Origin of the sequence: Pantoea sp. V106_11 (assembly GCF_029967885.1) — a bacterium.
Classification (GTDB): domain Bacteria; phylum Pseudomonadota; class Gammaproteobacteria; order Enterobacterales; family Enterobacteriaceae; genus Pantoea; species Pantoea ananatis.
Genome location: NZ_JASCAK010000037.1, coordinates 379,901 through 392,426 on the forward strand (window position 1 = coordinate 379,901; position 12,526 = coordinate 392,426).

15 protein-coding genes are annotated in these 12,526 nt (G+C 56.9%); 8 read left to right on the plus strand and 7 right to left on the minus strand.

Annotation, left to right across the window (positions count from 1 at the left end; translation table 11 throughout):
- Position 1: 1 nt before the first annotated feature.
- Positions 2-1,150 (minus strand): efflux RND transporter periplasmic adaptor subunit, encoded by a 1,149-nt coding sequence (locus QLG08_RS20615; RefSeq protein ID WP_019105682.1) that lies wholly within the window; start codon positions 1,148-1,150, stop codon positions 2-4.
- A 711-nt stretch (positions 1,151-1,861) separates the two neighbouring features.
- Between QLG08_RS20615 and QLG08_RS20620 the strand changes: the two genes are divergently transcribed.
- The 3 genes from QLG08_RS20620 to QLG08_RS20630 are packed head-to-tail and all read left to right on the plus strand — an operon-like array spanning position 1,862 to position 5,136.
- Positions 1,862-3,136 carry a nucleoside permease gene (locus QLG08_RS20620; RefSeq protein ID WP_019105681.1) on the plus strand — a complete coding sequence of 425 codons (1,275 nt, stop codon included), beginning with the start codon at positions 1,862-1,864 and terminating at the stop codon, positions 3,134-3,136.
- A 10-nt stretch (positions 3,137-3,146) separates the two neighbouring features.
- A complete protein-coding gene (locus QLG08_RS20625) occupies positions 3,147-4,163 on the plus strand; it encodes an ADP-ribosylglycohydrolase family protein (protein ID WP_019105680.1) in 1,017 nt (338 codons plus the stop codon).
- Positions 4,156-5,136 (plus strand): PfkB family carbohydrate kinase, encoded by a 981-nt coding sequence (locus QLG08_RS20630; protein ID WP_019105679.1) that lies wholly within the window; start codon positions 4,156-4,158, stop codon positions 5,134-5,136. The genes QLG08_RS20625 and QLG08_RS20630 overlap by 8 nt, the downstream gene beginning before the upstream one ends.
- Here QLG08_RS20630 and QLG08_RS20635 read toward each other — a convergent pair.
- The gene (locus QLG08_RS20635) at positions 5,123-5,866 is read right to left on the minus strand and encodes a GntR family transcriptional regulator (RefSeq protein ID WP_014593467.1); all 744 of its coding nucleotides are present in this window, start codon (positions 5,864-5,866) and stop codon (positions 5,123-5,125) included. The genes QLG08_RS20630 and QLG08_RS20635 overlap by 14 nt on opposite strands.
- A gap of 98 nt (positions 5,867-5,964) precedes the next feature.
- Here QLG08_RS20635 and QLG08_RS20640 point away from each other — a divergent pair, with 98 nt between their 5' ends.
- Positions 5,965-7,251, plus strand: a complete 1,287-nt coding sequence (locus tag QLG08_RS20640; RefSeq protein WP_019105678.1) for an MFS transporter — start codon at positions 5,965-5,967, stop codon at positions 7,249-7,251.
- A gap of 35 nt (positions 7,252-7,286) precedes the next feature.
- On the opposite strand, the gene QLG08_RS20645 is transcribed toward QLG08_RS20640, so the two are convergent.
- The 3 genes from QLG08_RS20645 to QLG08_RS20655 form a co-directional block, all read right to left on the minus strand.
- Positions 7,287-7,535 (minus strand): DUF883 family protein, encoded by a 249-nt coding sequence (locus QLG08_RS20645; protein ID WP_013025421.1) that lies wholly within the window; start codon positions 7,533-7,535, stop codon positions 7,287-7,289.
- Positions 7,536-7,762: 227 nt separating this feature from the next.
- On the minus strand, positions 7,763-8,329 hold the full coding sequence (locus QLG08_RS20650) for a hypothetical protein (protein ID WP_014593469.1): 567 nt from the start codon (positions 8,327-8,329) through the stop codon (positions 7,763-7,765).
- A 65-nt stretch (positions 8,330-8,394) separates the two neighbouring features.
- A complete protein-coding gene (locus tag QLG08_RS20655; protein ID WP_015700529.1) occupies positions 8,395-8,724 on the minus strand; it encodes a hypothetical protein in 330 nt (109 codons plus the stop codon).
- 208 nt (positions 8,725-8,932) lie between these two features.
- On the opposite strand from QLG08_RS20655, the gene QLG08_RS20660 reads away from it, so the two are divergent.
- The 3 genes from QLG08_RS20660 (at position 8,933) to QLG08_RS20670 (ending at position 10,120) form a co-directional block, all read left to right on the plus strand.
- Positions 8,933-9,112, plus strand: a complete 180-nt coding sequence (locus QLG08_RS20660; protein ID WP_033765874.1) for a hypothetical protein — start codon at positions 8,933-8,935, stop codon at positions 9,110-9,112.
- Positions 9,113-9,300: 188 nt separating this feature from the next.
- The gene (locus tag QLG08_RS20665; protein WP_014606096.1) at positions 9,301-9,684 is read left to right on the plus strand and encodes a hypothetical protein; all 384 of its coding nucleotides are present in this window, start codon (positions 9,301-9,303) and stop codon (positions 9,682-9,684) included.
- A 22-nt stretch (positions 9,685-9,706) separates the two neighbouring features.
- Entirely contained in the window at positions 9,707-10,120 is a 414-nt protein-coding gene (locus QLG08_RS20670) for a GNAT family N-acetyltransferase (protein ID WP_019105676.1), read from the plus strand.
- Here the strand turns inward: QLG08_RS20670 and QLG08_RS20675 are convergent, their stop codons facing one another.
- Positions 10,121-10,780 (minus strand): MBL fold metallo-hydrolase, encoded by a 660-nt coding sequence (locus QLG08_RS20675; protein ID WP_013025427.1) that lies wholly within the window; start codon positions 10,778-10,780, stop codon positions 10,121-10,123.
- A 22-nt stretch (positions 10,781-10,802) separates the two neighbouring features.
- Positions 10,803-11,726 (minus strand): muramoyltetrapeptide carboxypeptidase, encoded by a 924-nt coding sequence (gene ldcA / locus QLG08_RS20680; RefSeq protein ID WP_014593471.1) that lies wholly within the window; start codon positions 11,724-11,726, stop codon positions 10,803-10,805.
- A gap of 155 nt (positions 11,727-11,881) precedes the next feature.
- On the opposite strand from ldcA, the gene emtA reads away from it, so the two are divergent.
- Positions 11,882-12,514, plus strand: a complete 633-nt coding sequence (emtA, locus tag QLG08_RS20685; RefSeq protein WP_013025429.1) for a membrane-bound lytic murein transglycosylase EmtA — start codon at positions 11,882-11,884, stop codon at positions 12,512-12,514.
- Positions 12,515-12,526: the final 12 nt, after the last annotated feature.

A 12,526-nucleotide genomic window follows, 5' to 3' on the forward strand; every position in this document is an offset into this window, starting at 1 on the left:
ATCAGTGACCCTCGCTGGTCGGAGCGTTATCGCCCGAAGAGACGTCTACCGCTTTCACCTGCATGCCCGCCTGAACTTTTGCGGTGCCTTCAACAATCAGCTTGTCACCCTGGTTTAGGCCGGAAGTAATCAGCCAGTTATTGCCGATTACGCGGTCGGTCACTACGTCGCGACTTTCGACTTTGTTCTCTTTATCGACCACCAGCGCGGTAGCATTGCCTTTCGCATCACGGGTGATGCCTTGCTGAGGCGCCAAAATGGCATCGCTTTTCACGCCGTTGGTGACGCTGGCGCGCACGTACATGCCCGGCAACAGTTCATGTTGGGGATTGGGGAAAATCGCACGCAGCGTCACAGTGCCCGTCGCCTCATCCACCGAGACCTCGGTCAGTTCCAGCTTGCCGGGATGATCGTAGGTCGTACCATCTTCCAGTTTCACCGTCACGGGCACGTCATCTTTGTTCTGCTGCAGTGACGCCTGTTGGCGTCTCAGTTTGAGCAATTGTACGCTGGATTGCGTGAGATCGACATAGATGGGATCCAGTGCGCGAATCGTCGCCAGCGCGGTGGTCTGGCTGGCGGTCACCAGCGCGCCAGGCGTAACCGATGAAATCCCAATGCGACCGCTAATCGGCGCTTTGATTTGGGTGTAATTCAGGTTGATGCGCGCACTTTCGACGGCAGCACGGTACTGATCCACGGAAGCAACGTTCTGTTGATACGTTGCCTGCGCATCATCCGCATCCTGACGTGAAACGCCGTTATCTTTCACCAGTGCGGCATAGCGTTCGGCTTTCAGTTTGCTGCTCTTCACCAGAGCCTGCGCATTCTTAAGTTGTGCGACGGCCTGATCGTAGCTGGCCTGATAGCTGGCCGGATCGATCTGATACAGCACCTGTCCGGCTTTCACCTCATCGCCTTCGGTGAACAGACGTTTCTGAATGATCCCATCCACCTGCGGCCTGACATCAGACGTCATACTGCCGGTGACGCGCCCGGCAAGCTGGCTGTCCAGTGTCACCGATGCGCTTTGCAACGTTTTTACCCCGACTTCGGTGGTCATGTTGGCATCGGCGGGAGGACTGTTTTGATCGCAGCCCGCGATCATCACGACCAGCCCGACGATCATAGTGCGCTGAAAAGTTTTCATGAATTACCCTGTAATGAACGTTCATTCTCAGCGCGCAGTGTAATAAATGCACAAGAATCTGTATGTCAGCAAAGCGAAAAGAAGGATGTCCAGAAATGAGCAGCGCGGCTGCATTGTTCAGAGACGCGCCTGGAGAATGAGCCTGAAGGCGAGCGAATTCCGCCGCCTTACAGCCTGGTGGCGTGTTTCTGCGCGGGCTCCATTTCATACCACGCTACATGAAATGCTTGAGATGCGTTATTTGTGGCAGCGGCCTGTCCGAATGGAAAATACTCAACGGGTGAGTTTTCTCGGCCAGGAACCGCATACGTTGTTAGAGGATGCCGTGCGGGCCGCATTGTGGTTGCCTGCGGCCTGAAGCCCGAAGCCCGAAGCCCGAAGCCCGAAGCCCGAAGCCCGAAGCCCGAAGCCCGAAGCCCAAAGCCCAAAGCCCAAAGCCCGAAGCCCGAAGCCCAAAGCCTGCGGCCGGTGGCGTGTTTGTAAGCCCGAACCGCCTGCAAAGACGCGCTGCCTTTCCAGAGCATTAAGTGCTCAACGTCTCGCATCCGGCGGTCGGGTGAGACCAGACAGAAGACGCCACCGGTTCCCGTGGCGCGCATAAAACCGTTCTCACCGAGAATGGGAGGTAGCTCAAAATTCCACCCAAAGGTATTATAAAGGTTATGTTTGTGGTGTTAGATTGGCCTTACCAACACCGGGGAACACACCATAATGAAAACGAAAACGGCCAGCCTGTCATTGATGATGTTTGTGGAATGGTTTATCTGGGGCGCGTGGTTTGTCCCGCTCTGGGCCTTCCTTAGCAAAAATGGTTTCACGCCCGTCGAGATTGCGTGGTGCTATGCCTGTACCTCCATCGCCGCCATTCTGTCGCCCATTCTGGTGGGATCGCTGGCAGACCGCTTTTTTCAGGCCCAGAAAGTGCTGGGTGTGCTGATGATCGTGGGCGCCGGGCTGATGTACTTCGCGGCGCAGCAAACGCACTTCAGCGGTTTCTTTCCCCTGTTGCTGCTGTATGCGCTGACCTATATGCCCACGATTGCCCTCACCAACAGCATTGCGTTTTCGCATGTAGCAGACGTGGAGCGTGATTATCCGCGTATCCGCGTGCTGGGTACGCTCGGCTGGATCGCATCCGGTATCGTCTGCGGTTTTCTGCCGTCGTTACTGGGCTTTGGCGACATCTCCGCCAGCAATGTGCCGCTGCTGATTACCGCCGCCAGCTCGCTGCTGCTGGGTATCTTCGCCTTTATGCTGCCCGCCACGGAGCCTAAAAGTACCGGCGCTTTTAGTGTGCGAACCGCGCTGGGCCTGGATGCCCTGGATCTGTTAAAAGATCGCAGCTTCCTGGTCTTTTTTGTCTGTTCCTTCCTGTTCAGTATGCCGCTGGCGTTCTATTACATTTTTGCCGAGGGCTTCCTGACCGAAGTGGGCCTGGCGCACGCCACGGGCTGGATGACGTTAGGGCAGATGTCCGAAATTCTGTTTTTACTGGCGCTGCCGTTCTTTATCAAACGTTTTGGTATCGGCAAGGTCTTGCTGCTCGGCCTGGTGACGGCCGCGCTGCGTTATCTGTTTTTTGTTTTTGGCAGCGATCAGAACCTGCTCACCTATGGCCTGTTATTTATGGGCATTCTGCTGCACGGCGTCAGCTATGACTTTTACTTCATTACTGCCTACATCTACGTCGATAAAAAATCCCCTGTGAGCATGCGCAATGCGGCGCAGGGATTAATTACCCTGGCCTGTCAGGGAATCGGCAGCCTGTTAGGTTATCGCCTGGGGGGCTATCTGATGCAGGAGATGTTTGCCTATGGTCAACCGCGCAACGGCCTGACGTTCAACTGGGCGGGAATGTGGCTGTTTGGCAGCGTGATGATCATATTGATTACCGTGGCGTTTATTCTGCTGTTCCGCGATACGAAAAAACGCAGCGATGAGCTTAACGTGGTTGAGCCTGCCGCCGCGACGGAAAGCCAAAAATAAGGAAGAGAAGATGATTACCGTACAACAAAGGATCACCGGCGCATTTTATGGTCAGGCGCTTGGCGATGCCATGGGCATGCCGTCAGAACTCTGGCCGCGAAGCCGCGTGAAAGCACATTTTGGCTGGATTGATCGTTTTCTGCCCGGCCCGGCAGAGAATAACGCCGCCTGCTATTTCGGCCGCGCCGAGTTCACCGACGATACATCGATGGCGCTGGCGCTGGCCGATGCCATCATCCGTCATGACGGAGAGATCGTCGCTGAAACCATTGGTCTTAACATCCTGCGCTGGGCAGAAGGGTTTGACGCGTTTAATAAAAATGTTCTGGGGCCCACATCAAAAATCGCGCTGCGCGCACTACAGGCCGGCCAGCCGATCAGCGCGCTGGAAAACAACGGCCTGACTAATGGGGCGGCGATGCGTATTGCCCCGCTGGGCTGCCTGTTACCCGCGCGAGATTTGCACAGTTTTATTGATGCGGTTGCGCTGGCGTCCAGCCCCACCCATAAGGCCGACGTCGCGATTGCCGGGGCAACCGTGATTGCCTGGGCCGTTTCCCAGGCGATAGAGGGCGCAGGCTGGAGACAGATTCGTGACGCGCTGCCGGCCGTCGCGCGTGCGGCGCAGGAGCGGCAGATAACCACCTTTAGTGCGGCCATGTCTGCGCGCCTCGAGCTGGCATTTTCGGTGGTTGAACAGGGGCGCGGTGTTGAATCCACTATGGAGAACATCTATGCCCTGGTGGGAACAGGCACCAGCACCATCGAGTCCGTGCCCGCCGCCATCGCGATGGTTGAACTGGCAGGAACCGATCCCAACCGCTGCGCCATTCTTTGCGCCAATCTGGGCGGCGACACGGACACCATTGGTGCGATGGCGGTTGCCATTTGTGGTGCGCTTAACGGTATTGATGCCATTGACCCTGCGCTCCGACAGCAGCTGGATAGCGTAAATAAACTGGACTTTGAAAGCTACGGCCGGGCGTTTACCGCTTTTCGCCTCAAGCGGGAGGCGGCGCATGGTTGATTCCCAGAGCGTGGCAACATTAGGCAACCGGGCCCCGATCGTCGTACTGGGCGCCGCCGTCGTGGATGTCATCGCCCGCGCCGAGCAGCTTCCCCAGCGCGGCGGCGACAGCGCGCTGCAGCAGCAAAGTATCAGCGTGGGAGGCTGTGCGTTGAACGTGGCGCTGGCGCTGCACCGCTTAGGTATGGATGCCGTTTCTGCGTTACCGCTCGGCCAGGGCGTCTGGGCTGAGCTACTCCGGCAAAAGCTTACGGCCTGTGGCCTGACCAGCGTCACGGAAACCCACAAGGGCGACAACGGCTGGTGCCTGGCGCTGGTTGAACCCGACGGAGAACGCACGTTCCTGTCGGTGGCCGGGGTGGAGAACCAGTGGGATGAGGCGATGCTGGCCTCTGTTCCGCTTCACGCAGAAGGCTGGCTGTATCTGTCGGGTTATCAGCTCATCGGCAAGAATGCGGAAACACTGCTGTCCTGGCTGGAAGGGCTGGCAAACAGGCCGCGGCTGGCGATCGATTTTGGGCCGCGTCTGCCTGCGATCGCGCCGGATCACTGGCAGCGCGTGATGGCGCTGCAGCCGTTGATTACGCTTAATCGCCAGGAAGCCGAACACGTCTGGCACCAGCGTTTGCAGCAGGACGGGTCTTTTAACGCGCAGGCGCTGATTACCCAGTGGGCAAAACATTTTGCCAGCCCGCTGGTGGTCAGGCTGGATAGCGAAGGCGCAGGCTTCAGCCATCACGGACAGTACGGCTGGATCGCAGCATTCAAGACGGCGGTGGTCGATACGATTGGGGCCGGTGACAGCCACACGGGAGGATTACTGGCTGCGCTCGCATCTGGCTGGCCACTTGATAACGCAGTGGCGCTGGGGAATGCCGTCGCATCATTCGTGGTTGCGCAGCGTGGAGGCGATACCGCCCCCGACCGTGCAGCGCTGATTCGCCACTGGCAGCAGTGCCTTACTCGGCAATAAACACGTACAAATCACTGCGACAGTAGCTGATGCTGTATTCCAGAGGACGATCGCGCGCATCCAGCGCCAACTGCTTAATCACCAGTACGGGAATCCGCTCGGGCAGGGCAATGAGGCGCTGTAATTCGGCATCTGGCATTTGCGCACTGACGCGACTTTGCGTTTTCACCGGCTGGATCTGGTGGCGGCGAAAATAGTCGTACAGCGAAATACCGATGTCGCTGGCGTCGTTGATCAAATCGCACGGCACCCAGGACGTTTCCACGGACACGGCCTGTTGATCGACATAACGCAGGCGCTTCAGCAAATAGACCTCACTGTCCGGGGGCAGCTGCAGCTTCTGCGCAATGTCATCTTCGCAACGGATACGATGTTTTTGCAGCCATTCCGTATCGGGCTTTTTACCCCGTAATACGACCTGCTGTGAAAATCCCTGCGGCTCTTTCAGTGAGTATTCCAGTGCGCGACAAATCTGCGTGCCATAGCCACGCGAGCGATGAACAATCCCTTCCTGAGAGAGCGCATCCATCGCTTTACGCACCGTGATGCGGGAGATCCCCAGAGAGTGAGAAAATTCGCGCTCGCTGGGCAACACCTCTTCGTGACGCAGCACGCCGTCGCGCACGGCGTCTTTAATCACCTGCACGAAACGTTTATAGAGCGGGGTTTTGCTCTCGGCGCTGAGCACGCTGCTCAGATGACTGAAAAGGGCATTATGCTGTGATGTCATTATTCTCGTCTGGGATACATAACCTTATCTGCTGGAATTCTATACTATCTCTCTTATCGCCGTACTGCTTTTGCAGGCTGCAAGTTGAGGATAGTCAAATGGAAACCTATTCACCCCAGGTAAAGCAACATAAACGTGCGCTGGTTGCGGGTTCGGTTGGCAACTTTATTGAGTGGTATGAGTTCGCCATTTACGGCTTTCTCGCCACGCTGATTGCGCAGAACTTTTTCCAGTTACAGGGCGAGTCGGCCTTGAGTGGGCTGATTCTCACCTGGGCCTCCTTTGCCGTCGCATTTTTCTTTCGGCCACTGGGTGCGCTGGTGTTTGGCCGTATCGGCGATCGCATCGGCCGCAAACCGACGCTGATTATGGTGCTGGTGTTCATGACGCTGGCGACCACGGCGATTGGCCTGGTGCCGACCTATGCCTCAGTGGGCATCGCAGCACCCTTAATCCTGACCGGGCTGCGTATCCTGCAGGGGGTGTTTGCCGGAGGAGAATACGGCGGTGCGGTCTCCCTGATGACGGAATTTGCGCCGCGAGGCAAGCGCGGCCTGTATGGCGCGTGGCAGTCGCTCACGGTGGCGCTGGGCCTGCTGGCTGGCGTCGGGCTGGTGGCGCTGTTGTCGTTTACGCTCAGCCCACCAGCCATGCTGGCCTGGGGCTGGCGCATTCCGTTTATCCTGGCATTACCGCTGGGCATGGTGGCGCTCTGGCTGCGGCTGGCAATGGACGAAACGCCCGGCTTTGTCCGTCAGCAACAGCAGCAGAAGGGGGGCAAAGCCGCACCGCTCCAGACGTTGAAAACCATTCTGCTGGCCGTGGCGCGCGTGATGCTGTGGTCAGCGGCGGGTTACACTTGTCTGGTCATTATGCCAGCCTACCTTCAGTCCGCCCTGCACACCGGACTGCACCAGGCGCTGGCGATCGCCGTGATTTCCAATCTGGGGTTTGCCTTGACCATTATTCCGGCGGGGATACTCAGTGACAGGATAGGGCGACGCCGGGTGATGGTGGTGGCCAGCGTACTGTTGCTGTTACTGGCGATGCCGCTGCTGAAGGTGCTGCAGGCGGAAACGGTGGCGTTACCCAGCAAAGCGCTGGTGGTGTTTATTGCAGGCGGTGTGGTGGGCTTACTGGCAGGGCCGGGGCCGGCGATGCTGGCCGAAATGTTTCCCACACGGGTTCGCTACACCGGACTGGGACTGGCGTATTCGCTATCGAATGCCGTTTTCTCGGGCTGTGCGGGGTTGATTATTACAGGGCTGGTCAAGCAGACGGGCAATCTGGATATTCCGGCGTGGTACATGATGGCAACGGCGTTGGTAACAATACCGGCACTGATGACGTTAAACAAAGACGATCATCTGCGCGATCTGGTATGAGGGTAAAACGGGAGCCAACGCTCCCGTTTTGAGACTTATTTGCGGCCCAGCAGGAAGCCAAGTACCACGCCAACGCCAGCGGCTACGGCCAGACCCGCGAACGGGTTAGACTGCACCTGATCCTTGATGCAATCAGCGGCATCACGTGCGGCGTAGGATGCCTGATTGGTGTAGCGGCGTGCTGCACCACGGGCACGGTGACGCGGGGAGTCGGTAACTTCACCCCATTGTTGCTCTGCGGCACCGGCGACTTCTTTCACTGCATCTTCAATTTTTCCTGACATGCTTCATCTCCTTGGTTATCACAGTCACCTAAAGCGTAGCAAAGCTTAGCCGTCGTGCTGCCCCAGGGCGCATTAATCTTCTGTTCAGGAGGCAAAGGTCAGGGGAAAATATCTGCCACCGCGTCATATCGCTGGCCTGAGAGGCGCGCAGGCAGGGGCGTGAAGCGGGGAAACGCGGCAACTCGCCAGTGGCTAATGTGTGCAGGGAAAAATCATTACCAGCTGTTTCACAAAACGGCATTGCCCGGAGCGGCGGCGTACTGAGGGTACCAGCTCACCAGAAAGTGGCGAATATGGTCGAAGCACCATTCCGCATCCTCCGACTGAGGGCAGTAGTACTGAATTGTGATTTTTTCATAGCGGCGCTGACGTTGCTGCAGCGGCGACCAGCCCCAGTCGAGTACAGCACGGGCATAGTTGACCAGCGCATCCGCTGCCAGCCCATGCTGTTGGGCCTGCTCTTTGAGATAGGTGTAAAACGCGGTTTCCAGCTGCAGCGTCTCAGCATGTGAATGGCCAGGCAACTCGGGACGAAAGGCGATATCAATAAACCCGCACACCGCGTTTTCCTGCTGTTGCCAGTCGCAGGCCAGCGTCATGAACAGCCCGTCCTGAAGATTCACCTCTTCCACCAGACGCTGCAGGTTTGCTGAGTGGCGCAGCACCGCAACCTCTTCAAGGCGCTCTGTTTCCAGCGTTAAGTCGATGCCGCAGGGATTGACCGTACCGTCTTCATTGCGGGTCGCCGGGAAGGGAAAATCGATATAGCCGTTGTTATCCAGACGCTTTTCCATGTGAAGGATGACCTGTCTCTTGACGTTTCCTGACACTATACCATTCTGCGCCCGGATTCACCCCTCTACGGGCAGGTCCAGGTGATCAGGGTATCCTGATAGGGATTGATGAGCCGGAACTGCTTGTCCGACAGGCGTTGCGCATAATAACCCTCACGCGTGACGGCGGAAGGAATGTACTGGAAGCGATCCTGCGACTGCAGCGGACCGCTCTGCACGCTTGCGCCGTCCCGACTGACGCTAAATGAGGTGACCAGATCGAAAATCGTCCCCTGGGTCTGGCCCAGCGACTGACCGTAAAGGGTGCTGACCTCGCCCGGGCATTCCACGCCTTTCGGCGACGATGAGCAGCCCGCAAGCAGTGCCATAAAAATGAAAACTACCGATCGCAACATATCCTGTCCCTGCCCAAGTCCATGAAAGCGGTGAACGATTCTATCCTGTTGCGCCGCAAATAACATGATCATAGCAGTTCTGCGACACAGGCTGATTTGTGCTTTGCTCAAAGGTTAAGCAACAGAAATGCAAAAGATGACTTTGAGGTGGAATAAACGTTATTCTTGCCATCTTTGCGCATCGCTTAAGCAAATTCAGGGATAAATGATGAAAGAAGAAGAAGCCAGCCTAATGATTATTCGCCACGCCATCGAATCGCTGGATGCAGAAAAAAGGCAGCAGGTCATTGCCTGTGCCGCTGAAATTCGCGATGTGATGAGCAGCTTCGACAGCGAACACGCCGACCTGGCGTTAATGTTGGTCGCAGCGGAAGTGGCTGCAGACTAATTGAGCCGTGGTTTACCCGATGCCATCTCGCCCGTTCGGTTTTCTGGTGGTGCGCAGGGCAGGTGAGCGGCTGTCTCTCCGGCACGCCTGAATTCCTGCGGCAACCTGTCCCGTCCTGCTCTGCCTGGCTTTTATTGTGATAAACTCCTCTGACAATGGGAAATGACGTATTCAGCGGAGGAAATCAGATGAAAGCAGTCCGTCTTGCCCTGTGCCTGTTGGCCTGTTACAGCGCGTCAGCGTGGAGCGAAAGCGAATTCCAGATCCATTGTCCCGGTCGGCCTACCATGACCATTTCACGCGCTGAATATGGCCTGAGTACGCTCTCCTGGCCCAAACAGCACTTCCAGATTGCGGCGGGGCAACTGAACACGCAGATTGAGGGCGGTGACAAAGTGGCCATTACCCGCTTCCGCAACGGCGATCAGCTGATCGTCAACAAAAGCAATCTCGACACCTTCTTTGTCTACCATGACAGCGACGCGCTGGTGCCCTGCAGCCGCAGCGCGAAGCGTGACGTGGACGTCCTGAGCCTTGAGCGCTACGACGACAGACAACGTAACGACTCCTGATTTGCCGCGATAAGGAATGCCAATGCAGATTACCCTCACTGATAAGGTGACCAGTAAAGATCAGGATGAACTCCGGCTAGGCCTGAATGCGCATAACAGCAAATTTTTTGACGTGGACCTGATTAAACCGCTGGGGCTGTTTATCTGTGATTTTCAGGGGAAGAAGCTGGCAGGGTTAACCGGTACGACGACAGGTAACTGGTTACGCATCGATTTGCTTTGGGTCAGCGACAGGCTCCGGGGGCAGGGCACGGGAAGTCAGTTGGTGCTGGCGGCAGAACAAGAGGCGCGCCAGCGAGGATGCCGTTTTGCCCAGGTCGATACGGCCAGCTTTCAGGCTCGGCCCTTCTACGAGAAGTTGGGCTATCACGTCCGGTTAACGCTTGGCGACTATATTCACCATTACCAGCGCCATTATCTGACCAAAATCCTGTAACTACAGCACCGCCTGCTGGCGCAGATCCAGCGGGTGCAGCTCTGCCTCGTCGATAGCGGCCAGCCAGCCGGACAGGGTCACTTTCTGCCATGAGAGATGGCCGCGCGTGGTGCTCATCAGCACCACGTCAGGGCGCAGAGTCCGGTAGAGCTCCAGCGAAGCGGCCAGTTCGGCAGGATTGCTCTCGGGCACCAGCACGGTTATCCAGCGGTCATGCTGACGCGTGAGTGTATCACCGACAAACAAGTAGGTCAGGCCGTTAGGGGAAGCGTAAAGATAGCTGCAGCTGCCGGGCGTGTGGCCGGGCGTCGGCAACAGGTGAAAATCACCAAAATGCGTTTCCTGCTGCGTGAAGGTATCGTCAGGTTCGACAAAGCGGCTGATCTGCCCCAATGAGCGGCTGTGGCAGTAGAGCGCGCTGTTAAAGCGCTGCTGGATACGCGCCGCGCCGGGCGCGGATTCATGCCAGTGGGTCAGGTAATGCCGGATTACGCCGTTATCATCCGCCAGCACTTCATGATCCAGCGGGTTTTCTACCCGTCCAATCAGTAAATTGCCGCGCGGATGACGCAGCAAAAAACCATGCATCATAATGTCTTCGGTACCTTCGGCCGGAAACTCCGGCGTTGAGATCCACAAATCGTCATACAGCGGCTTCAATGTCGATCTCCTGCAACTTCAGCTATGTGCGCAATACGGGATGTCCGCTCGCCTGTAATACAACCTTACCCTGATTCACCTGCAGCGTGGCCGTTGCACCCAGAGGTAAGGTGACGGTATCCGGAGCGTGACCGAAGTCCAGGTCGCTGATAACCGGCAGACCGCTGACCTCGCGAATGTGCTGCCAGACCGTAGGGAAATCAAATCCGTTGTCGTACTCCGACAGAGCGGTACTGGTGAAACTGCCGGTGACAATTGCCTGCTGTCTGGCCAGCACGCCGCATTGGTGCAACTGCAGCAGCATACGTTCAATACGGAACGGATGCTCGTTAACATCTTCGATAACCAGAATGCCGTTCTCAATCTGCGGCAGCCATGGCGTCCCGATTAGCGAGCAGAGCATCGCCAGGTTGCCGCCCCACAGCGTCCCCTGCCAGTGGCCGTTATCGGGTGTTTCACTTTGCCAGGCCACCATGACTGTAGGTGATGTCAGCGCATGCCAAAAGTGCTGCAGGGTAAATTCGGATAAAACCTCAGCGCCAAAATTGCCCGCCAGCATCGGTCCACTGAAGCTAATCAAACCGGCATGTTGGAGCAGCGCTAACTGCAACACGGTGAAGTCGCTGTGCCCACAGATGGCCAGCGGCTGGTGCGCTAAACGACGCTTCAGGCCGGCATAATCCACCGACGGCAGCAGCCGTGTTGCGCCATAACCGCCGCGCACCGCCAGCACAATATCGGGTAGGGTTGCTAAGTCAGCCAGTTCATTAATATCGCCTGAGCGCGCCTCGTCGGTGCCAGCAAAGCGCTGGAAGCGCCGCGCGATGACGGCGTCATTGTCCACGCGATGTCCTTCCGCTCGCAGGCGTTCAACCCCGAGCAGGGCCGCAGGTTGATTATGGCAATAACCTGAAGGGGCAATAAGACGGATGGAACGTGACGTCATAGTAAATTCCTGAAATTAGTCAGTGACAGACTTCACGATAATGACGAAAAACCGTAAATAAGTCATCAGACTGCTGTAATTAGGATAAACGGTAATTTTGCAATTCAGCCGGCTCGGTATGATAGCTTCCGCCACTTCTGCGACGAGATAAAAAATTGCTAAAAATTCGCTACTTTGTCATTTCAGCCTTGCTGCTGACGGGCTGTGCCAGTGAACCGCCGCATACTTACGTTAAAGAGAAGAATACGCCGTTAACTCAGGCACCGCCTTCACGCATCAGTGGAACCTGGTCACTCTTTACCGAAACGGCCGCCAACCAGTATGGGGTGGATGAAAAACTGATCAGCGCCATTATCAATGTGGAGTCCGGTGGGAACCCTGGCGTGGTCAGCCGTTCTAATGCGGTGGGATTAATGCAGATCAAAGCCTCAACCGCGGGCCGGGAAGTGTATCGCACCCAGGGGCGCCACGGTCAGCCGAGCAACGCAGAGCTGCGCGATCCGGCCAGAAATATAGATATTGGTACCGCGTACATCAAAATTCTGCAGCAGTCTGCGCTTTCGGGCATCCGCGATCCCCTCACGCTGCGTTACGCCACCATTGTTTCCTATGCAAACGGTGCTGGCGCGTTACTGCGCACCTTCTCCAGCAATCGCGATCGGGCCATTGCCATGATAAATGCCATGACGCCGGACGAGTTCTATCAGCACGTACAAAACAAACATCCTGCAGCCCAGGCGCCACGTTACCTGTGGAAAGTCACCACGGCTTACCGCGCTAACAGCTGATCCCCATGTTTT